This is a genomic window from candidate division WOR-3 bacterium, assembly GCA_039801085.1.
Lineage (GTDB): Bacteria > Hydrothermota > Tepidihabitantia > Tepidihabitantales > Tepidihabitantaceae > JAOABP01.
Genome location: JBDRTY010000002.1, coordinates 311892 through 334813, shown reverse-complemented (window position 1 = coordinate 334813; position 22922 = coordinate 311892). Strand labels below are relative to the sequence as shown.

The 22922-nt window shown below is 47.5% G+C and carries 22 protein-coding genes; 6 read left to right on the top strand and 16 right to left on the bottom strand.

Annotation, left to right across the window (positions count from 1 at the left end):
• Positions 1-3: 3 nt before the first annotated feature.
• The 6 genes from ABIK48_05845 to ABIK48_05820 all read left to right on the top strand — a co-directional run bounded on the left by ABIK48_05845 (position 4) and on the right by ABIK48_05820 (position 10119).
• Positions 4-1539, top strand: a complete 1536-nt coding sequence (locus ABIK48_05845; GenBank protein MEO0021681.1) for a hypothetical protein — start codon at positions 4-6, stop codon at positions 1537-1539.
• Entirely contained in the window at positions 1506-2501 is a 996-nt protein-coding gene (locus ABIK48_05840) for a hypothetical protein (GenBank protein MEO0021680.1), read from the top strand. The genes ABIK48_05845 and ABIK48_05840 overlap by 34 nt, the downstream gene beginning before the upstream one ends.
• Entirely contained in the window at positions 2492-4591 is a 2100-nt protein-coding gene (locus tag ABIK48_05835) for a hypothetical protein (protein ID MEO0021679.1), read from the top strand. Before ABIK48_05840 ends, ABIK48_05835 begins: the two co-directional genes overlap by 10 nt.
• Positions 4592-4600: 9 nt before the next feature.
• Positions 4601-5581, top strand: coding sequence for a hypothetical protein (locus tag ABIK48_05830; GenBank protein ID MEO0021678.1), 981 nt, complete (start codon positions 4601-4603; stop codon positions 5579-5581).
• Positions 5582-5672: 91 nt separating this feature from the next.
• A complete protein-coding gene (locus ABIK48_05825; protein MEO0021677.1) occupies positions 5673-8618 on the top strand; it encodes a hypothetical protein in 2946 nt (981 codons plus the stop codon).
• 49 nt (positions 8619-8667) lie between these two features.
• Entirely contained in the window at positions 8668-10119 is a 1452-nt protein-coding gene (locus ABIK48_05820; protein MEO0021676.1) for a sigma-54 dependent transcriptional regulator, read from the top strand.
• 23 nt (positions 10120-10142) lie between these two features.
• Here the strand turns inward: ABIK48_05820 and ABIK48_05815 are convergent, their stop codons facing one another.
• Genes ABIK48_05815 through ABIK48_05740 form a run of 16 tightly spaced genes read right to left on the bottom strand, consistent with a single transcriptional unit; the run spans position 10143 to position 22920 of the window.
• The gene (locus ABIK48_05815) at positions 10143-10754 is read right to left on the bottom strand and encodes a 4Fe-4S dicluster domain-containing protein (protein MEO0021675.1); all 612 of its coding nucleotides are present in this window, start codon (positions 10752-10754) and stop codon (positions 10143-10145) included.
• On the bottom strand, positions 10751-11122 hold the full coding sequence (mnhG, locus tag ABIK48_05810) for a monovalent cation/H(+) antiporter subunit G (GenBank protein ID MEO0021674.1): 372 nt from the start codon (positions 11120-11122) through the stop codon (positions 10751-10753). Before mnhG ends, ABIK48_05815 begins: the two co-directional genes overlap by 4 nt.
• Positions 11115-11366 carry a monovalent cation/H+ antiporter complex subunit F gene (locus tag ABIK48_05805; protein MEO0021673.1) on the bottom strand — a complete coding sequence of 84 codons (252 nt, stop codon included), beginning with the start codon at positions 11364-11366 and terminating at the stop codon, positions 11115-11117. Before ABIK48_05805 ends, mnhG begins: the two co-directional genes overlap by 8 nt.
• Positions 11367-11375: 9 nt before the next feature.
• Positions 11376-11864: a Na+/H+ antiporter subunit E gene (locus ABIK48_05800; GenBank protein ID MEO0021672.1), complete on the bottom strand. Its 489-nt coding sequence runs from the start codon at positions 11862-11864 to the stop codon at positions 11376-11378.
• 1 nt (position 11865) lies between these two features.
• A complete protein-coding gene (locus ABIK48_05795; GenBank protein ID MEO0021671.1) occupies positions 11866-13371 on the bottom strand; it encodes a proton-conducting transporter membrane subunit in 1506 nt (501 codons plus the stop codon).
• A 2-nt stretch (positions 13372-13373) separates the two neighbouring features.
• A complete protein-coding gene (locus ABIK48_05790; protein MEO0021670.1) occupies positions 13374-13727 on the bottom strand; it encodes a sodium:proton antiporter in 354 nt (117 codons plus the stop codon).
• Between the two features lie 5 nt (positions 13728-13732).
• Positions 13733-14173, bottom strand: coding sequence for an MnhB domain-containing protein (locus ABIK48_05785; GenBank protein ID MEO0021669.1), 441 nt, complete (start codon positions 14171-14173; stop codon positions 13733-13735).
• Position 14174: 1 nt separating this feature from the next.
• Positions 14175-14720, bottom strand: a complete 546-nt coding sequence (mbhE, locus tag ABIK48_05780) for a hydrogen gas-evolving membrane-bound hydrogenase subunit E (protein MEO0021668.1) — start codon at positions 14718-14720, stop codon at positions 14175-14177.
• Positions 14721-14723: 3 nt separating this feature from the next.
• Entirely contained in the window at positions 14724-16658 is a 1935-nt protein-coding gene (locus ABIK48_05775) for a complex I subunit 5 family protein (GenBank protein ID MEO0021667.1), read from the bottom strand.
• Positions 16652-17863 (bottom strand): proton-conducting transporter membrane subunit, encoded by a 1212-nt coding sequence (locus ABIK48_05770; GenBank protein ID MEO0021666.1) that lies wholly within the window; start codon positions 17861-17863, stop codon positions 16652-16654. Before ABIK48_05770 ends, ABIK48_05775 begins: the two co-directional genes overlap by 7 nt.
• The gene (locus tag ABIK48_05765; GenBank protein ID MEO0021665.1) at positions 17860-19050 is read right to left on the bottom strand and encodes a nickel-dependent hydrogenase large subunit; all 1191 of its coding nucleotides are present in this window, start codon (positions 19048-19050) and stop codon (positions 17860-17862) included. The genes ABIK48_05770 and ABIK48_05765 overlap by 4 nt, the downstream gene beginning before the upstream one ends.
• Positions 19040-19492: an NADH-quinone oxidoreductase subunit C gene (locus ABIK48_05760; protein MEO0021664.1), complete on the bottom strand. Its 453-nt coding sequence runs from the start codon at positions 19490-19492 to the stop codon at positions 19040-19042. The genes ABIK48_05765 and ABIK48_05760 overlap by 11 nt, the downstream gene beginning before the upstream one ends.
• Positions 19489-19905 (bottom strand): NADH-quinone oxidoreductase subunit NuoB, encoded by a 417-nt coding sequence (gene nuoB, locus ABIK48_05755; protein ID MEO0021663.1) that lies wholly within the window; start codon positions 19903-19905, stop codon positions 19489-19491. The genes ABIK48_05760 and nuoB overlap by 4 nt, the downstream gene beginning before the upstream one ends.
• Positions 19902-20858 (bottom strand): complex I subunit 1 family protein, encoded by a 957-nt coding sequence (locus ABIK48_05750; protein ID MEO0021662.1) that lies wholly within the window; start codon positions 20856-20858, stop codon positions 19902-19904. The genes nuoB and ABIK48_05750 overlap by 4 nt, the downstream gene beginning before the upstream one ends.
• Positions 20855-21349: a 4Fe-4S dicluster domain-containing protein gene (locus tag ABIK48_05745; GenBank protein MEO0021661.1), complete on the bottom strand. Its 495-nt coding sequence runs from the start codon at positions 21347-21349 to the stop codon at positions 20855-20857. Before ABIK48_05745 ends, ABIK48_05750 begins: the two co-directional genes overlap by 4 nt.
• Positions 21331-22920 (bottom strand): molybdopterin dinucleotide binding domain-containing protein, encoded by a 1590-nt coding sequence (locus ABIK48_05740; GenBank protein ID MEO0021660.1) that lies wholly within the window; start codon positions 22918-22920, stop codon positions 21331-21333. The genes ABIK48_05745 and ABIK48_05740 overlap by 19 nt, the downstream gene beginning before the upstream one ends.
• Positions 22921-22922 lie beyond the last annotated feature (2 nt).

Below are 22922 nucleotides of genomic sequence, written 5' to 3'. Positions count from 1 at the left end.
CAGATGGAAAATCGGTCTTTCCTCAGAAAATTAACCGCCGTGCCGGGACTACCCGCAGAGTTCTGTAACCCATTGAAATTTGCCAGTCAATTCTGGCAAAGTGCCTTTATCTTGGAGGAGTATCTAACCGCACACTTTGGTCCCCCGGCAGCCGCTCTGAAGATGCTTGATCTGTTTGCAGGAATAGGTACTTATGCAATATATTTTGCAAGGCATTATAAAAATTATTTTTCAAAAATCGTAGCAACAGAGAAGGACCCGCGCACCTATGATTACCTAGTAGAAAGAATTAAATCGTTTGGACTTCGCAATCTAATTATCCCCTGCAAGGTAGACGCTAATGCCGGCTTTAATCCATATCTCTGCCCGCGTTTAACCTTGCACAAGCAGACCTTTGATATTCTGCTCGCAAATCCGCCCTATGTTCCCCTGCCCCCGGGCAGTGGCTTAGTATTTAACTTTGGAGGCCCTCTCGGTATATCGGCGGTTTTCCAGTTTTTCAAACACCTAAGTCAGTACTCCCGTCCTGCAAATGCCATGTTCGGTTTACTTGCATATTCATTAGGGGATTCGCAACCAGGCCGGCGGGGAATTATAAACGGAACTATGAACCCCGAATTTATAAAAAACACGGCGATGCGCAGGGAGTATCTTTCCTATAAAAAAATGTTACGGTCGCTTAGCAATAAATACACCCTCCGGTATTTTGTGTTACTACCGCCTGCTTGGAGTGGTTACAGTATCGACTATGCTGATGAACCCACCATTCTCCTAGATGATTACTATCGTCTTTTACCACAGAATTTGTATAATACCAGAGAGCTTCTCCAGTTCTGTAAAAATTTCAGCCGGAAATACCGTTTCCTTACAAATCTTCTTATTGTCGGCATCAACAAGGGAAAAATTCAGAATCGTCGAGCATTTTTAATAAAAAACATCGGCCCGGAGTACCTGAATTCGGTATTAAAACTGGAAAAAATCTGCTGGCCCAAGCAGCTACAGGCTTCGCGGGATAATCTGGCATCGAGGCTGCAAAATTTCAGTGCCGGCTGTGTCGGCGCCTTCAACCTTGATGGGACAATGGTTGGTTTTGCTACCTCCCAGCGCATCAAATTTAAACCGACAGGAGAATTAAGACAGCTAGCAATGGCAAGATGGATGGAATTAGATAATTATCCGGATGCCGATATTTCGCGCACCAGTGATCCCCGAGGCAATGCGCTACATCTTGTTTCCGCCTGTGTTATGCAAAAATATCGCCAGCAGGGTTTGTGGCAGGACATGCTCATTTATCGGTTAAAACTGGCAAAATTACTTAATCTTGACTATGCCGTAATCTTGACCCGACTCGCACCTAAAGAAAGAAGAATCTTTACTCGTCAAGAATTAATCAACTACATACTTCACGCCCCCGATCCTTATCTCAGAACTCTGCGCAAATATGGATTTGTGCCGGATGGATTTATCTACAAAGAATCGGATTCCGAATCCGGGGGGTACTGGGTATGTCTTTACAGAAAACTGAAACCGGAAAAATGAATCAGGATTACTATCCCAGCTGGCTAGTAAAAATAGCCGAGTCAACGAAAGATTTCATAAATAGAATTAATTACAATAAAGGAAAAAAGATCTATTTCGTCCTAACCATTAAAGCGGACGATCTACGGCAAGCCTTAAACATCAGCGAACCGGTGTTCAATAGAGTGTTTTATTACGTTCCTGAACCTTCTACTGAAAAAGATAAATTTCAAGATAATTTATCGAAAATAAACAAATTCTTTTTTGGAGGGATCGATTCTTTTTATAACCGAATTGTCCTAAATCTAGAAAACTTGCCATCACTATCCGATTTCCTTCTGCCCAAGAATAGCATCTTGGCGGTAGCAAATTCCGAAAAATGGAATTTCCTCAAAAAATATATTGATATCTATTTTTATAAGAATACAACCACTTACATCGACCTCTACTGTAAAATAATAGGAATGATAAATAATAATCAAAACAGGGACCAAATAGATAGTGCGATTATTCAGCTAGCTAGTAAATATGAATTAGAGGCCGATTTCGTGAAAAAATTTACAAGCGGGGACTCATCCCAAAATTATAAAACAACCAAAATAGAGCACACGCTCAAATATTGTTTAACGATCTTTGACATACATATGGCACTGGGATTCGATCTCCTACTCTATTTGCCTATACATCTTTATGATGTATACTATCTTGCTATCATTATAATTACAGAATTTGAAGCTTTTTCTGAGCACGAGAATTTCTTGTCTTTTCTTTTTAATTTTAACCATATAGTAATCCAGAAGGCACTGTTAGGACTGTTTTACAGCACACTGAGCTATGAACTCCGGAAACATGCCCGGCGGTCCGCAGTCGCAGCGATTATGGCTCGGAATCTCTCTCACTACGACTCTCATATTGAAACCGGGATCCAGAACCGCCTTGATACATTTTGTGAGGAAATCATAAAGCGCTTGGGATGGAAGTAAAAGGTAATTTGACGTCAAATTACTATCAAGACCTCCATTGCACAAAAAAAACTGATCGGCAACTGCTGCTTTATGAAATCTTGAGACGCGCCTATATCCAACACTCAATCCAACGCCATAAACAGGAGAATTTTATCGCCCGAATGGCAACCAGATGGCCTGGATGGGGGCTTGGGCTTGAATTTCATCAATTCTTCATCCAGCCTCTGTTCCAAAATCCTCTGGTCATGCACTTCCTCAATCTTTCCGACTTCATCTCCCTTTCGCAAATAAAAATAAAATACGGCTATGCGGAAAATAATAAAGGAATAACCTGGGTATTACCCAAAATCAGAATTAAAAATAGTGCCAACCAAGAAAGGATAATCGAAGATCCGGATCTGGTTGACTTTACCATTGCCCTGCTGGAACCAAGCAGGGACATTAAATTCAGCTGTGAGTATGAAAATACCAAACCTTTTCTGGTCTGGGCACGGGGTGCTGACCTTGCAGTTCAGGCTTTCCATTCCCTTGTTAAAGGTCTGCTCAGAAATGCTGCTAAACACCGCCATAATAAATCTCAAAATGACCAGTTGGAGTTGCGAATCGTTATTTTCCCTTCGTCTGAACTGTTAGACAGCAGTTTCCCCCGCGACAGCAGATTCGCTTACCTTCTCCTGAGTGCCAGCACCGACTATTCTGCTCAAAAGGTGCGGGAGGAAAAAACATTGGTAAACATTGTGAACTTTCTTAACAATAAAATCTGCCAGAAGGTAATTGACCCCCTGACGGGGGAAGTCACCCCGGGGAATTGGGGTTTGAAGGAAATAAAAGTCTGCGCCGCATTCTTAAGTAATGCTCAGCTGAAGGAGGTAGATACTGAAAATCCCGATTACATCGAAGTCCGCGAATGTCCGGAAGGAATCTGGAATAACTGCGATGATAAAAAAAGATTCTGCTACATTATCCGATTGGAAAAGTCCAGACAGTTACTCGCTATATTGAATCAAAATGTAATCAACAATATCCTAGATCGGAACAAGTGGGAAGTTGAGGGGATAAGGGTAATTCCCCCTGATGATATAATAAATGACAGCGACACCAATTACAGCCTCCTTTATCTTGATGCCAATGTAAATCTTCCCGAAACTCTGAAATTACCCCAGAAACAGATAAAAGGAAATCTGGATCTACAGCCAACCCACCCCGACAAATTTCTGCTGCAAGCGTATGACCTGCATCTTAAAGACCTGATTAAAGACAAAAAATATCACATGGTAATCTATTTTGAAGACGTTGACAGATCTAAAAAATGGACCCAAAATATAAATAACATAAATTATCAAATCAAAATTGAGTTTCCTAAAACAGTGGTGGGAATAAATGAAATTTTGAATAACAAATACCTTAAGATTCTCCTCTTGCGTCATCATAACATCCTCGGTCAACTTCAGAGCATGGACCGCACCAAACTCCAACTTTACTTTTATCAGTTTGCTTCTTACAGTGACCCTTTTTTCAACTTCCTTTTCCACATTGATCCTGAGAGACTGGGAGGACTGATCATCCGTCAGTTCGTTGAGTCGGCTTTGATGAATGTGCTGGTTATTGATGAACGGATTGCACAAGAGGCGGTAAAATTAAAGGCGGTAGAAGATAAGAATGTTAATCTCGTTGAAAAACTCTACTGGATGGGCATATATATAGCCCGGAGTGTGAAAAAGGGGGACGACGGCAATGAAACAATTTGGCTGATCGATAACGCAGAATCAGACAGCAATAGAATGGTGGATGTTGAAATGCGTTATTTTCAGCATGTTAATAACAGCCGGTTCGAGTTAGAAAAAGACGTGCCGGTTCACATCCTTCTAATCCACGCCAGTAAACTTAAGGAAATCGCCGCAATGTTGGGCAAAAATCTTGAAGAGACTGTCCGTATGTTTAAAACTAGAATCCCCTATGTCATCGTTCATTCCGGAAGGGGAAAGACTACCGGTGATATCCCGGACAATGCACCGTTTCTGGACTTCAACATCGTTCAGCAGTATCTGACTACCGAGCCTTCAAAATTCTTTCTGGTCCAAGTTGCCTTAAACACAAAAATTGAGTAAAATCAGACGATGGCTAAAATTCAGGTAATAATAACTTCACCGGACATAAAATCTGACAGGTTTATCGGTAATATCCCAGAATGGCAGGCATGGTTTGATAATAGAAATAGCAATAAAAATTTTGCTTACAAGATCGATAATAAATTTCGTATCAATTTTACAGACGATGCGAGTGATATTCGCATCGAAGAAAATGCCATCATATGGGTAAACACAATGAAAATCGAAAATCTAAATAAAAATCTAGAGCCTCTGGCACAAAAACTAAACTCGGAAGATCACCAAGTATTCATTGCTACTCACAATATTTTAAAACAAAAATTTGATTGTTTAAAACATAAAGTTAAAGTTATACGTGATTACTCACTTGTAAAAGAGAACAAAAAAATATTTAGCAAGATAATAAGAGAGGAAACCAAGTTGAACCCGAATGCAGATTTTGACACAATTTTTACTGTCTTTTTTCAAAAAAGAGTTAATTCTTTCAATGTGCTCAAACACCGACTTATCAACCTTTTTGCCCCGACAGCTCTGTCTTTAGAACGACTGGCAGAGATATATGATTACCCGGAAATTTCAAAAGATAATCCTATTGCTTTCCTTCAACAAACAATAAAGGTTACGCAATTTAAACAAAAACTCAAGGAATTGGGGGAATTGCTAAATAATATTGAAGAACTATTGCTCGTCGAATGTCAAAAAGAATGGCAACCCGTTTGGGATAAAATCATTTTGCTGTGCGGTTTTGAAAAACAAACCTCAGGAGGATATCGCCTCGATAATGAATCCAAGCTGGCAAAATTTATGGAGATTCTTGAACACCCAGATACCCCAACATTAGAAGATGTTAAAAAAATACTTAACTATGACGGCTGGGATGAACTTGCCTGTATAATAAATCACCCCATCGGTAATTTCTCAGACTGGTTCCGACTGCTCAACGATCTTTTAGAAAAATTAAAACAATATACCCGAGATGAGCAATCCTAGGTTTGAATTAGTTTTCCCCTGCAATCAAAATAGGAATAATTGTGGCTTAAAACTCGGGCTCGATGAATTAAATAATGTTCTTAATAATTTAATGATAGAAATTGAAAGTGACATTAATGTTACCATCGTTTTCCTATGTGACCACTGTCGGGATGAAAACGAAGTAAAAATAAAGGACATAATTGAAAATATACCCGACAGAAATCGGATACTTTTCTTCTCCTTAGAAACCTTACCACATGGTGACCATGCGCAATCAATTTATAATAGAACCTGTATCCTCCGTAAATACCTAGAGGAAAAGGGTAAGGCAGCAACCGCCTCCCCCTACAATCTGCTACAAAAGATTAACGAATTGCTACTGCAAATGCCGGTAAATGGATTAGCCATTAACTCATATCCTCCTGAGCTATGGGGACCTATAAACAACAACACACCAGCCAAAATTGAACACGATTATTTAAGACAGATGGAACAAGAAACCTCGAACAAGGGTTATCGTGAATATCTGACATTTCTTGAAAACCTTGACCGCCAAAATTGTATTAAAGTCAATTCCCGTGAAATCAAAAATCTCAGCATACTTGTAATTGATGACAACCCGGATAATTTAGTAGAACCCTTAAGAAAAATCGTTAACGAATTCGGGCAGAATGTAAATATTCATATAACGACTGAAAACGAATGGAGAAAATTCATCGACAGAGAATTTTTAACTTTAATGTATAAAAATCAAGGCAAGTTGCGCGTAAGAAAAATATCATCCTCGAATGATTCATCGTCCCCTAAAGAAGAAAAAGAAATCGACCTGTTTGATAGTCAGACTAAAAAATTCCAGTACCATTTCATCGCCGTTGACTTGCTTTTGGGAAATTATAACAACGGGAACAGGATTATCAGAGAGTTGATAAAATTCCGAACCGCGGTCAATCGTAATTTAAAAGGACATGATCGTCCGGCAATTTTTGATGTCGTTGTTCTTTCATTAAGTCTGAATATTGAGAACATTGAACGGGCGCTGGAAGAAGGTGCTTTAGGTTATGTATATAAACACAGAATATACCAGTTGCCGGCATTAATTGCTAAACTGGAACGAAGTAGACATATACTCGCACAAATCGAGCGAAGTTCAATTGGCAAAGCGCGTAATTTTAGCAAATTATATCAACTGCCCAATTATCTGCGTCGAAAACTACAGACCGAACCATTTTTAGACGTCAGTAGCTCAGAATCTTATTACAAAAATACACTTGCCACCCGTTTGGCGCACCAGTGGATAAAAGAAATACCTAAAGCAGAGCTCCACTGTCACCTGGGTGGTACAATGGATGTTGACCTAGTGTTCCATCTCTCTTTAAATGTCCTTTTTCATCGCTTTCGTTCAACAAACATCAACCCGCTTGATTACTGGAAAGAAAACCTGCAACTGTGCGGTGAAAATATAAATTTAAACGATATATTAGAAAAATTCAAAAATGAGTTGATTTCAATCGCTCAAAAATCTAATGGGCAGAATAACAATGTTTATTGGAAGTGGCTAAACAAGTTTCTTCATGAAAATCAGAATAAATGGCCAGAACAACTGGAAAATAATTTTACCCCTGAAGAGCTTTTTCTCAGTTATCATTATTATCGGTATTGTCAGAAGTTGAATAAAGGTAGTATCGAACTTGATCGGGATGAATTTATTTGCACTTTTATTGTTTTCTTAGGTGTTTGTGAAGGTAAAACAAGCGAAGACATTCGAAATTTCTGGAATAAGTGGTCAAGAAAGTTATTATTCTCCACTAACGATTATCCACCGGTTATTATCGACCACCTGCAAAAAGCCCAAAAAAATATTTCCACTCATCTAGGAAACGGAAACTTACAAGAATACGGAGAACATATTACTAAGTTCTATGAAGAGATTAACGCTTCTATTAGCGCTAACAGTCCCAAACAACCCGGACTGATTAGTCAATTACTATCCCTCGGAACAACGGCGCAAGGCAAAAAAAGATCCCTTAAAAATTATTTACGACCAGACATATTCTGCGGCTCTGTCCAACTGCAGTATTACGAGAATATTGTGATCGCGGTCGCCAATTTCTTGGAAAAAGCAACGCGCGATAATGTTCGTTATACTGAACTACGCGTTGCCCCAGATGGTTATTGCAAAAAAAATCTGATACTTCAAGAATCAATTCAGGCGCTTTTTGATGGCGCCGACCTTTTCAGCGCATATTTATACTTCACTCAACATCGGTTTATCTGGCCCAATTTCATATTCTCCGGCAAAAGACATAAATCCCCAGAACAAATTGCGCAGGAAATAGCGGCAACCGTAGTCTACCGTCAACGGGAAATCCTGCACTTACTCAAAGAAAATCAATTAGATACTCCCTTGACACCTAGCAGTTTCCTTTATGAATGGAAACCCAGCCGCCTGGTTGGATTTGACCTTTCGGGTATAGAAACCGCTGCTGATGTTGAACGCTATATTAATGAATTTATACCACTTTTTCGATTATGTATTCCCATCACTGTCCATGCAGGGGAATCCGCAACAGCGGAAAATATCTGGAAAGCAATTTATCTGCTTCATGCTAACCGCATCGGTCATGGTTTAACTCTCCGAAACAATAAATTTTTAATGGACCTCGCCCGGGACCTTCAGATTTGCATTGAGTTGTGTCCGAAAAGCAACCTGCTCACCAATCAATTAATCGAAGAAAATTATCCCTTGTTTCATTTTATTCAGCACGGTATTCCCTGCACGATTAACACTGATGATCCGATATTTTCCGCTAACAGCACACTTTCCCACGAGTTTGTAGAGGCGGCTCGGCTTTATCAAAACGCCCATGATAATAAAAACAAACTCTGGTTATCTAAATGGGAAGTGCTCCGATTAGTTAAACACGCTTTTAAATTTGCCTTTATCAGTCGAGATGAGAAAAGAGAACTGCTCCGAGCGGTTGAAGAGGAAATATATCAAAAAATCATTTGGCAGGAAGAATTGGAGCCTTACTTCCCTATTGATTATAATTTATAACCCCACAAATTAACTTGATTTTTTGGTGATGATTATGTAACATGTTGGAGTGATTCCGCAAATATTACTCGTTGACGATAATGAAGAGTATTTAAATTCACTTGCAGCTGTATTAGGAAGCCAATATCTCATTCTAAAAGCCCATACATTTGACACAGGAACATTACTACTGAAAGAAAAGCCTGATATTGCACTAATTGACATTCGTTTAGATGATACGAAACCATCTAACAAAGATGGTATCGAACTCTTAAAATACACCAAAACCTATTATCCAGACATACCTGTGATCATCATGACCGCATACGGCGATATCCAAACTGCCGTTGAGGCAATAAAACTGGGAGCCGACGATTTTATACAAAAAGACAAAATTACTGTCTGGGAATTCAAAAATATAATCAAAAGAACGCTTGAGAAGAAAAGGCTGGAGAAAAAAGTAAAAATACTAGAAGATGAATTACACCAGTTAGAACCGGCCGAGCTGATTGGCAACACCCCAGCAATTAAAGAAATCAAGAAAATTATTCAGATGATCTCCAACAACGGGGAAATCTCGGTCTTAATTACCGGCGAAACCGGCGTAGGGAAAGAACTCGTCGCACGCACAATTCACAAAACAAATCCAAGACGGAATGGACCTTTCGTAGCACTTGCGATATCAGCTCTTACGAAAAACATAGTTGAAAGCGAGTTGTTCGGCCATGAAAAAGGTGCTTTCACCGGTGCAGATCGCCGAAAAATCGGTTATTTAGAAAAAGCTGACACTGGTATTTTGTTCCTTGATGAAATTGGGGATTTGGACCCGGAAGTGCAGGTAAAGTTACTTCGGTTTCTAGATACAAAACAATTCTGTCGTGTCGGCGGAACGGATGAAATTAAATTAGATGTTCAAATTATAGCCGCGACAAATATCGACCTAAAGAATGCAATAAAAGCAGGTAAATTTAGACCAGACTTATATTACCGTCTAAAAACAGTAGAAATTTATGTTCCACCTCTGCGAGAGCGTAAAGATGACATACCGCTTCTGGCAAAATATTTCCTCAGACAGCATTACCAGAAGGGGAAAAGCAGGTGTGAAGATATCCACCCGAGCGCCATCGACTATCTCCAAAACTATCACTGGCCAGGAAACATTAGAGAGCTAAAATCTTGCATTGAGCGGGCGGCAATCTATGCCGATTACAATCAACGCAGCGTCATCAACATCGATGATTTACCCATGGAAATAAGGAACAAGAACGAAACCACTGGCTATTCTTTAAAGGTAGAAATCTTGGAACAGGGCATCGATATTTCTGAAGAACTGGCAAAGATGGAACTTGCTTACATCGAAGCAGCACTTAAAAAATGTGGAGGTATAAAGTCCGAAGCTTGGAAATTACTCGGTTATAACGACCGGTTTGCTCTAAGAAGAAGAATTCGTATTATCCAGCAAAAGTTCCCGCACCTTTTAAAACTATATTCTTTAAATATCCGAAAATCACACCTCACTTAAGTTAAATCCCACCGCGGACTTTATCAGTAGCCCCACTGCTCGGTCATGTAGACCCGACGCCGGCAGTCCGGGCAGAGAATCCGCATCGTTCCCGAACGGTAGGGCAGAGCACCCGCGGGTGCCGACTCCAGAACCGCCAAGCCCAGTTGCTGGTAGTGAACCAGCAGAAGAGTAGGATTGGCATTAATCAGATCTCCAACTTTTCTCCCAATGTGGAGCAACTGTTCCCGGGTAGCAAACGGTTCCCCACAGGCTTCACAGTAGATAAGTTCCTTTTCCACCATCGTATCCCAGCCGCCCCGTTCTGTCCGGGAGAGATCAAATTCCGGAGTATGGTAGATTGCCTCGGTTGGACAGCCTTTGACACACTGAGCACAGTAGATGCACCGGTCTGCATGATGGATGTTGCGCATGACCCTCTTCTCCCGGTCCAGAATCAGCTCCCGGGCATCAGTCGGACACACCTGTGAGCAAGCACCACAGCAGATGCAGCGGTCTTCGCGAAACTTCAGTATCCCTCGGAAGTTGGGATGGACAGAATCCACCGCCTTGGGGAATTTAGTTGTAAATGGCCCGGTAAATACCGCCCGCAACGCCTCAATCAGCTCTCGGACCTTGGGTAACGGAACTCTCATTTCCCCTCCTGATCCGTCATCGAATTGTCAATGATTGAAGGTCCGCCCCGATCGGCAGTGAACTCATCCCGGACCGTACCTTTCCAGAGCTTGACCCCGGCAATCAGTGACCCGCGGACGAGCGCATGGCTGGAGACCGGCACGGTAAAGAGAATAAACACTGCTGCCAGCAGTGCCTTGATCCCGAGCGGATTGAATCCCGACCGCAGAAATATTCCAATCATGATCCCGCAGACCCCCAGAGTAACACACTTGGTTGCCGCCTGCATCCGGTTGTAAAGATCGGGAAATCGCGCCAGTCCCAGTGCACCCAGGAGCACAAACACCACCCCGAGCCAGAGAAAGATCAGCGCCAGTACGCTAATCATCGAGACTCCTTTTTTCCAGAAACTTTGCCAGTGCCAGAGCACCGATGAAGGAGATGATCGCCAGCGCAATGGAGATATCCAGCAGATAACTCAGTGTGTACTGTAAAGCCACCAGTGCCGTAATCGCCGAAAATACCACCCCCATCATATCCACCGCAATCGCCCGGTCAGCAATTGAAGGTCCGACCAGCGCCCGGTACAGGCAGAACAGCGCCGCCGGCACTAAAATGATAATTGGCACCATTCCGCCTCCTCAGTCAAAGATCTTCTTCAGGAAAAATTCAAACGGACCCTTGATCATCTTCGCCATCTCCTCCGGATTATCACTTCTGATCTCAATCCAGTGAATATAGAGCGTATCATCCTTGATCTCGACCGTCAGCGTCCCTGGAGTCATCGTAATCGAATTAGCAAGAAAAACTTTGGCAATATCACTCTTCAAATTCGTTTTAATTTTAACAATCCCCGGCTTCAGATTCAGACCTGGCGAAAGCACCCGCAGTGCCACATCAATATTTGCCTTCAGACACTGCCAGCCGAATACGGGTATATAAATCAGCAGCCAGAACCAGCGCACCGGATTAAGCAATTTACGGGGTTGGAGCGGCAGGTAGCCCCCAAACATTCCGGCGGCAATGAGTGCCACCGCAGCACCGGCAATAACCTCCTGATAATTCAGTGTCCAGCCCAGAAGCAGCCAGATGATCCAACCGGCAATGAAATAGGCAAATCGTCTTGCCACTTTACCCTCCCAGAACCAGCCGGGCATATTCCAAGCCGTTGAGCAGCACCCGCGCAGCAGGACCGACCAGATGATCCAGCACACCCCGGAATCCGACGCCAACCACCACCGTAAGTACCACCAGCACCAGCATCGCCAGCACCATCAGCGCCGGTGCCTCCCTTGCTGAAGTCACCGGACCATCCTTCTTGGCAAAAAACGCCATATTGACCACTTTGGTCAGATAGCCGAGCGTCACCGCTGAAAACAGCGCCGCAAGAAATGCCAGCCAGTACATCCGGGCAGCAACTGCACCAATGATGATAAACAGTTTCGAGAAAAAGCCGGCAAACGGCGGCAGCCCAGCCATAGAGAATGAAGCGAGAATATGTGACCAGGTGGTCGCCGGCATTGTCTTCTCCAGCCCCTTCAATTGCTCAAGATCCCTTGTGCCCGTCTGACGCTCCACCGAACCGGATGCCAGAAACAGCGTGCCCTTGCCCAGCGCATGAGCGAAAATATGAAACAGGGCACCGACAACCCCCCAGAAGTTACCAATCCCCAGTGCGACGAGAATATATCCGATCTGACTGATACTGGAATATGCCAGGAGCCGTTTGTAATCATTCTGAGTGTAGGCAAGCAGCCCGCCCAGCACCATGGAAACTGCCCCAAAGGCAATCAGCAGATTGAAGAACGCCGGCGTCGCTGCCCGCGAGACCCCGAAGACATTGAACATCAACCGGCTCATCGCATAAACACCGGTGACCTTGATAAAGACACCGGACAGCATTGCTGAAATGGGCGCCGGAGCGGAGAAATGGGCATCTGCCAGCCAGGCATGGAATGGCTCCATACCCATCTTAATCGCAAATCCGATCAAAAGTGTCGCAATCACAAACCAGTAAAATGGTGTCCTGCCGAACCCGGCGAGTACTTGCGAAAGATGAGCGAGATTAAGGGTTGATGCGCGGGCATAAATCAGAGCAATTCCGAACAGAAGAACTGCCCCCCCCACCTCACCGAGGACCATGTACTTGAACGCCGCCTCCACCTCTTCCTCTTCAGTGCCGAACGCTACCAGCGCATAGCTGGCGATTGCTGAAATCTCGATGAATACAAACATATTAAACAGGTCACCGGAAATCGCCAAGCCGTTCAATCCTGCAATCAAAAGCAGCAACAGGGTAAAGAACTTCCACCGCCCCCCGGTATAGCGGTCCAGATACCGTATTGAATAAAGTGAAGCACAGAACCCAACAATATTGATAATCAGTACAATCAGTGCGGTCAGGGCGTCAAACCACATCGCGATGCCGATTATCCGCCAGCCACCAACCCAGTAATGAAGCGGCAAGCCGCCAGTATTGACCATCAGCCAGCCATAAACCGAAACTCCGAGCAACAGAGCACTGGCAATGCTGGCAATCAGATCTGCAAACCTGGTCCATAGCTTGGACAGCAGTGGCACCAGAAACGCCCCGGCAAGCGGGACAGCAACAAACAGTGGTAGTATCCTGCCTTCCATCGTTATCCCTTCAGCCGTCTGATTTCTGAAATATCAAAGGTCTTGTATTTCTCATAAAGCCGCATCGCCAGCGAAAGCATCAGAGCGGTCGTAGAGAGTCCGATGACAATTGCGGTCAGTACCAGCGCCTGGGGTACCGGATCAACAAAATTCCTGGCAACTCCCATCCGAACCTGCTCGGGCTGAGTGATAATCGGCGCCAGTGCCCCCTTCTTGAACCCTACGAGGGCGAAGAACAGATTGACTGCATATTCAATAAGCGAGAATCCGATAACAATCTTAATCAGGTTGCGTTTGGAAATAACCACATACAGGCCGATGAGAAACAGAAGCACACAGGCAAGATAGGGAATCATCCTTGCTACTCCTTCATCACAAATCTTGAGGCACCAAGCGCCAGAAAGATGGCAAACAGCCCGGCACCAACCTTGAGCCCGATTGCAATGTTCGCCAGCGGTATTATTCCACCACTCACCAGTTCCAGCGGTCTGCCGATATAAAATAGCCCGGCATTCCGGAAGAAGTAGTCGGCAGCAAAATAGCCGGCAAGCGCCAGCCCGAGGAACAGCACTCCGCCGGAACTTTCAAAAATCGATGACAGAATATACTCCCTGCGCTCCACCTGCTCAACTGCCCCGAATGCCAGCGAAACTAGGATCAATGCCGCTGCCACCAGTACACCGCCGGCAAAGCCACCACCAGGAGTCAAATGTCCGTGCAGAATAACATACCACCCATAGAGCAGCAGGATGCCGGCAAGCAATCCGGTCATTACCTGCACGATCAGTGACATTCCACGCATATCAGAACTCCCCGGGCTTTTTCCGGCTCGCTAGCCGCATTACCGTTAGAACTCCAACCACCGCGGTAAACAGCACTGTTGCCTCGCCGAGGGTATCATAACCCCGGAAATCAAGAATAATTGCCGACACAATATTGGCCGCGCCGGTCCGCTCCAAGCCCAGCTGAACATACTCCTGGGCAATTCGCATCACCGGTTCTCCAAACCTCGGTATCTCCTGCAGCACACCGATAATCAGCGACAGAAAAAGTCCGCCGAAAGCCAGAAATGCGGCAACAAACATCGCCGTCTCCATTTTCAGCCCCTGAGTAACAGTAGTATCAACATCGGTCGTGCGCAGAATTACTGCAGTAAAGAACACCACCGTCAGCGTTTCAACCACAATCTGCACAATCGCCAGATCCGGCGCCTGCACCAGAATGAACATTATCGCCACGCTGAAACCGACCAGCCCGAGCGCCACCGCCGCCGCCAAAAGATTCCTCGTCTCACTGGCTACCAGCGCTGCAGCCAGCATCACCGCAAGCAGCAAATAAAGTTCAAGCATAACTTACCTCAAAAACAGCAGCAGATAAAATATTACCGCTCCCAAAAAAACCCACGAGAGATAAAGGGGGAGATTTCCGGTGTGAATCCGAGAAAGACCAATGCCAAAGTAGTAAATCAGCCTGCCGATAAACTCAACCAGTGCTCTGAGTGCCCGGTCCACCCCTTCCCGAAATACATAACCGATCACCCGGAAGACACCCACAAGCCAGTTATAGAGATCAAATGCGCCGCGTTCACCAAAGATCAGCAGCTCGCCGATAATCGGCATATGCTTCACCGAAGAGTAAAATGCCGTTCCCGGAACCCGGCTCTCCTCAGAATAACCAATCTGTTCCCCGCCGACAAATGTCCTGCCCGTCACCGGCCTGACAGCCGTACTCAGCAGATAGACACCTGCTCCCAGACCGAGCGCTGCCAGCAGCAGGAGGGTTGCTGAAACCGGACTCCAGACCCCGGACAGATTCAGCTCGTAAAAATTGAAACCGGGAATGATCAGCCCGCGCAGTGGCAGCTGATATGCAAAAACCCCGAAAATCACGCAGGTAAGCGCCAAGAGAAACGGCGGCAGCCACATCGTCAGCGGCACCTCCCGGACCCGTTCCAGCTGTGCGGGCCGCTGACCAAGAAACAGGGCATGCAAGAGTTTCAAAAAGGATGCTAGGGTTAGCACACTGCCAAACATTGCTGCCACTAGAAAAACCGGGAACAGCCGGTTGCCCTCGCCCCCCACGCTCAACACCCCCTGATAAACCATCCATTTCGAGAAGAACCCGTTAAGCGGTGGAACCCCTGCAATTGCCAGTGCACACACCAAAAATGAAATAAAGCTCATCGGCATCTGTCTTGCAACACCACCCAGTTTTTCCAGCTCATCGGTCTTTGCCCAGTGTTCAACCGACCCGCCCGCCAGAAACAGTCCGGTCTTGTAAATGGCGTTATTGAACATATGGAATAATCCGCCGGCAATGCCCACCGGAATCCCGGTCCCGATTCCCAGCACCATATAACCCACCTGGGAAACGGCGTGGAATGCAAGCAGTTTCATCATCCGCTTCTGAACCAGCGCCATCATTACTGCAAATAGAATCGTGCCTGCACCAATCGCCATCAGGACATTGCGCAGGACCATGTTGCTGGCAATGTCAAACATGTAAACGGTGAGCCGGACCAGAAGATAAATTCCCAGCAGTTTATCCAGTGCAGCGGGAATGAGCGCCAGCACCGGAACCGGTGCGGTCTCAGCAGCAGTCGGAATCCAGGTATGGAGCGGCATCGCACCCGCCTTCGCCAGTGCCCCGGTAGTAATCAGCACAAACCCCGCAATCATCGCCGGATCATAAAGCGGCACCGGCACTCGGGGCGCAAGGTCAATCCAGCCACCGGGAACAAATGTCCGCACCATCAAAATTACTATTCCTAAAAGCATCGCAAAATCAGAAAGCCCGACAATCACCAGTGCCTTGCGTGCAGTTTTATAAGTCTCTCCCCGTCCGATCAGCAGGATTGCATAAAGCAGAAGCAGCAACCCGCCCCAGAAGAAAAACAGCGTCACCAGATCTGCCGCCAGCACGACACCATTTGCAAAAGCCAGGATCAGCATTGAATAAAGATAAAAACCGCGAGTGCCCTCCCGACCGCGCATATACCGGAAGGAGTAGAATAGAATCAGCGTGGTAAAAATGCTGACAAAGAGAAGAATGAAACCGGAAAGCTGGTCCAGCCGGAAACCGGCGGTAATGCTGCCGAGCTTCATAATCGTCAGTTCAATCGGTTCGCCACTGCGGGATAACAAAAACAACCGGATCGCATAGTAAAGCGAAGCGACTGTGCCGATAAAGCTGAACTCGTTGCGCAATCTGCCAATCAGATAACCCAGCAGTCCGGCAGCAGCGGGAACGAGGATCATCATAATAAATGGATGCGCCAGCATTACCATCCCCCCTCAAAAAATCTCACCGGCACAAACCAGAAAATCCCCGCAGCGATACTTACAACCGCCATAACAATCACCAGCCCGATCGCCATCCGGGAAATCTTAATGGGTTTTGAACCATCACCCCCAAGAAATATCCGGGCATAAAACCGGCTCATATAAAGCATGGTAAACAGGGCAGCTGCCAGCGCTCCAATCCCGTAAAGAAGATTACTCCTGACCGCTGCCAAGACAACACCCAGCTTGGCAAAAAACCCCAAAGTGGGAGGCAATCCCATAATCGAAAGCGTCAAAACACCGGTAGCACCCGCTAGTGCCGGTGAAACCCGGGACCAGCCACCTAATTGCTCCAGTTCGCCAGTCCCAGCCGCATCCTCAATCGCACCTGCGGCAAAGAAAAGCCCGGATTTTGCTACTGCATGCGCCAGAATGTAAAGCAGGGCACTGGTGATGCCGTAATCGCCACGAACCGAAAGTGCCAAAAGTATAAACCCCAGCTGACTGACTGTCGAATAAGCAAGGGTATCACGGACGGTACGCACGGTTAGTGCAACTCCGCCAGCGATTAATGCGGAACCAACCGCCAGCACGGCACTGATCAGGTAAAACTGCTCTTGAACCTTGACCGTCTGCACAAACAGTTTGAAAAACAGCACCAAACCCATGTTTTCAGCCAGCCCGGAAAGCAGTGCACACACCGACGCCGGAGCAGAACGGTAGGCACGGGGCAGCCAGATGTAAAGTGGCAGCGCCGCTGATTTTGCAACGATGCCGGCCAGCACCAGCAGTGCGGGAAACATCGGCAGTTCCTGCCCCTGCAGTTCCCCCAGACTCCAGCTGCCCAGCTCAAGCTGAATTATCACCAGCCCAACCAGCATCACCGCTGCTGCGGCAAAATTGATATACAGCGCCCACAGACCTGCATCAACCGCCTCTTGATTCCGGAAATAGGACACCAGCCTCCATAGGGAAATGGTTGCCAACTCCCACAGCACAAATATCACCAGCAGCTCCCGGGCAAAAACCAGCGCTATCCCAGCGGCAATAAGCACCAGTAAGAAAATGTAGTATTCGGCCTGCTGTCGGGGGAATCCCTTAATCCTGGCAATTGAATACAGCAGCGCCATCAAACCGACGAAACCGAAGACGCCGGCAAGAAATATCTCCACACTTCCACTGCCAAAACTCAGCCAGTTACTCAAATTCATTTCAACCGCTCCCGGATCCGCTCTGTTTTCTCCCACGACAGCCGCAGCAGGTCCTTTCCCGCATATTTCAGTCTGCCGTCCTCAAATGCCGCCATCCGCTCAGTACAGCAGTAGCAGGGATCAACCGCCGCCAGCGTCAGCGCCGCATCGGCAATCGAACCACCCTTGACCGCCACCACATTCGAAGCGATATTCATATAACTGGGGGCACGGATTTTGTGCCTTAAGGGCCGGTTTGTTCCGTCCGAACGGATATAATGAAAAACCTCGCCCCGCGGTGCCTCGGTCCTGCCAATCCCTTCGCCTGGAGGGATCTCGTCGATCCGCATATCAATCGGTCCCTCCGGCAGTTTATCCAGACATCCCCGGATTATTTTTATCGACTCGAAAATCTCCAGCAGCCGGACCTTGGCTTTGGCAAAAACATCCCCCTCCGGCAACACAATCACATTCCAAGGAACCTGGTCATAGGCGCAGTGCGGGTCATCCCGCCGGACATCAATATCAACGCCTGATGCCCGGGCAGTGGGACCAACTACTGACCAGGCGATCGCCTGTTCCCGGGTCAGAATCCCTACCCCTTCCAGCCGTGCCCGGATCACCGGATCATCCAGTACCGCCTTGGTCAGCATCATCGTCTTTTTCTCCACCAGATCCAGCGCTGCCCTGATTTCCGGAACTTGTTCCGGTTTGATATCCCAACGCACTCCTCCCGGCTTGTTGGCACCGTAATGATTCCGGTTCCCGGTAATCATCTCAAACACCTGCAGGATATGTTCACGGTAACGCCACGCCCACATCCACACCGTATTATAACCGATAAAATGGCCTGCCAGCCCAACCCACAGCAGATGAGAGTGTATCCGCTCCAGTTCATGAATAATACTGCGAATGTAGTTTGCCCGCAGTGGCGGCTTGATACCCGCACAGTCCTCAATTGCCAGCACCGCCGCCAGCGGATGGGAATTGGAACAGATGCCGCAGATACGTTCCACCAGAAACGGCACCTGCTCGTAGGTTAACTCTGGAGAGATAAACTCATGCCCGCGATGGTTGTAACCCAGATTGATCTCCAGATCAACAACCGTCTCCCCTTCGACGATTAGTTTGAAGAACTCCGGTTCCTCCTGCAACGGGTGATATGGACCGATCGGAACTATCCGTCTGGTCTTTGTTTCATCGCTCATGGGCTTCATTCCTCCGTTCATAATCCCGGCGCAGGGGCCGACGATCAGGCTTCCAGTCAGTATCTGAAGTCAGCAGGGGCCTCAAATTCGGATGACCGACGAAATCAATACCCAGCAGCTCGTGCATCTCCCGCTCAATCCACTGTGCTGCCGGAAACCAGCTGCCCAGCGATTCCACCTTTGGATCATCCTTTGGAACCAAGACCTTGAGCGTATAAATGATTCCGGTGGAATCCTCAGAAAAATGGTAAAGAACCTCAAACCCATCCCGGGTATCGATACCGGTGCAGATCGAGAGCCGCATTCCCCGTTCCTCGTGGAGAAACCGTGCTGCTGCCGTCAGCTGCTCGCGCGGAATCCGGATGTAGAGCCGGCGCGGATTCTTTTCCAATACCTCAATCTGCGGAAACCGCTCACGAAGAAACTGCAGTGAACCGCTCATAGTTTGCTAAGTGCCTTAACGACACCTAAAATCATCGCCTCGGGTTTGGGTGGACAACCGGGAATATAGGCATGGACCGGAATGTGCTTGTCATAGGGACCGACCGCATTGTAGGAGTTCCGGAATATATGATTATTACAGGCACAGGTGCCGATCGCAATCACCAGGCAGGGTTTCGGCGTCTGCTCATAAACCTCAAGGACCCGCGGGAGCGACTTGCGATTGATTACCCCAGTCACCAGCAGGGCATCCGCATGCCGCGGAGAACCAACCAGCACCACTCCAAACCGCTCAACATCATAACGGGGGGTCAGAAGTTCCAGAATCTCAATATCACAGTTATTACAGGATGCTGCCGCTACATGGTAAACCCACGGCGATTTCTTAAGACCCCAGAGCCTTAAATCCCTCATAATCCGATAAATGCGAGTACCAGCCCGATTATCCCTATCGGTGCCAGAATAAACCAGAAAAACCTCAAAGCCTGATGAATGGTCAACCGCGGGTTGGTATTTTTCATCAGGACAATCAGAACCACAATCAACAGAAATTTCAGCAAAGCCCACCAGTCGCGCAACCCACCCCAAAGCAGTGTAATCAGAAACAGCGGCAGGAGGACAAATGCCATCGCTCGGGTAATCCGGAACAGCGCCAACGGTGCACCGGAGTACTCGACAATCACACCCGACATAATCTCCTGCTCGGCCTCGGGAATGTCAAACGGCACATAGCCCAGCTTTGCCTGAATGGTAAAAAGAATGATCACCGCCGCGATCACCCCTGATACCGAGTAAAGCAGAGGTCCGAACTGCTGTTGATAGGCGACGAGACCGCCGATCCGGAGTGCGCTGGCAACACCCCACTGCTGTGTCACCTTTACCACCGGAATCAGAATCGCCAGGACAAACGGCAGTTCATAACCCAGATAAAGGGTCATCTCCCGGGAGGCACCAACCGCTGCCACCGGATTTCCCGATGCCGACGCACCGATAATAAAGGAGATCGGGACCAGCGCAAAACAGTAAAGCAAAACGATAATATCACCAATGAATGAACTCTGCTGATTAACAACTGTATTAAAGTTACTGTAAATAATCAACATTGCCACCAGCGTCATTCCCGCAATACCGACGACCGGGGCAAACAGAAATGCTGTTCGCGCCACCCCTTGCGGTACTATTGTCTGTTTCAAAAGCAATTTCAGGATATCGGCAAACGGCTGGTAGAACGGTGGACCCTTGCGCCACTGCACGCGGGCAGAAACGAACCGGTCTACCCAGGTAAGCACCAGCCCCACAACTGGGACCCCGATTACCGTTACCAGAAACCCGACAATCAGTCGCCAGCCGCTAAACCAGGTGCTCATACCCGCCTCCAGAACGACAGCCGGGCACTGGTACGTTTACCTATCTGCTGTTCCTTGATTTCCGCCTCGGTGACGAACTGCAGGGCACCAGTGGGGCAGCTCGCAGCACAGCGTGGACCTCCATCGCGATCCTGACACAGACTGCATTTCTGGGCTATCCGACGCAGGAGCTCCTTGTCCAGAACTCCGAAAGGACAAGCGAGGATACAGGAACGGCAGCCGACACAGTGAACGCTCGACTGATAAACAATTCCCCGCTCCTCATCCTTTTTGATCACCTCAAATGGACAGGCAGCAGCACAGAGCGGTTCTGCACAGTGACGGCAGGGCATGGGTATCAACACGGTCTCGCTGATTTCAGCATACCGGATCCGGGCTTCACCCTTGAAACGGCTCCGGCAGGCTGCCTCACATGACCGGCAGCCAATGCACCAGTCAAGCCGGACAAAAAGCCGCTTGGAGTTTTGAGTTTCTACTCCTGTACCCGCCATATTTCAACCTTTGCCGGGGGAATTGTAGCGATACCGGTTGCGTCGTCAAATTTAACAGAAAACAGACGCCGGTTTTTATGTACGTCTACTCCAACCGCGGCTACCCCTGCCCGCACTGCACTGGAAACTCTGACCCCAAACCGCTGCTCCCCAGTCTGACTCTTCACCACGACGATGTCACTGTCCTTTACCTCCAGCTTCCGGGCATCAGTGGGATTGAGCAGAATTTCATCCTCAGAATCGAAAAATTCACCAAGCCCGATTGCCAGACGTTCGCCAATGAGCAGATACCCCTCAGATTCTGTTTGCCTCCGGTCGGCGGTGAGCAGTTCAAGCATTCGCTCCAGGCTGAACCGGGGAGTTTCACCTGTTGACCCGGCACCAATTCTACCCGCGACCGCCCCACAGATTTCCGCAATCGTTCGGGAACCGCTCACCGGACTGGCAACCGGCTCCCGGACCACTCGGCGCCACAGAGTATCCCCCTGTCCTGCCTTTTCAAACTCACTTGGCACTGGAAGTAAAAGTCCGGGCAGGGCATAATTAAACCGGAATATGCTGGTCGCCACCCGGAACTGAACTTTGCTCAACTCAGGCAGCACCTCAGGATAACTGTAAGGATAAAGACCGCCAAACCAGAAGACCAGCCGGATTTTCCCCTGTGCAATCTGCTGGTAAAACTGTCCGAAACTAACTTTCCCCTCAGGAACAAATGCCTCAGCAAAACCGGCAAACGGCTTATCCGCCTTAAGTGCCACCAGCTGGGCGCAGAGGCTGTGCAGCAGCGGGTTACTGACCCGGCCGAAGCCGGCAGCTGCGCCTACCAGACCGTTAGGTGCCGATTTCATAATCACTGCTGCCTCCTCCAGCTGCCGCCGCTCAACCCCACACTCTTCGGCAAGCCGGTCCACATCCAGCTTCAATTTCGGATCAAGAACACCCGCAATTGCTGCCAGAGCCCGATACTCAGTTCCCGGCTGCACCTGAATGAACTGATGGGCAAAACCTGCCTGCTTGGTCCGGATTGAATCAATAACCACAAGCCGGCTGGTCTTGTCAGCATACCGTGCATTCAGGATGATACCGGCAGCCACCGGAGAAACTCCGAACACATCCCCGACCAGCAGGATCGCCCGGGCACCTGTCACATCATCCAGATTTGCCCTTCTGACCCCTTCCAGTCCATAGCCCAGATACCGATCTGGCTCAAGGTAACCGCAGATCAGATTCCCGGTGCCAAGCTCTCGGGCAAAATCGGCAACAATACCCAGTTCCTCCTCAGTCAGACCACGGCTGTAAACCACAGCAATCTCATCGCTTCGACAGGATTGGCGCCATTCGCCAATCAGCTCAATCGCCTGCCGCCAGCTGATTTCCCCCCCATCAAGCAACGGATAGCAGAGCCGTTTGGGATGGTCAATTACAATGCTGGCACTATTGCCACGCGGGCACAGCCGGCCATAATTCGGAGCCTCACCCGTCAAATACTCAACCCGGTACTGATAGCCATCGAAAATGACCCCGAGGTTACAACCGTTAAGGCAGAAATCGCAGACCGTCTTGCGGATCACAC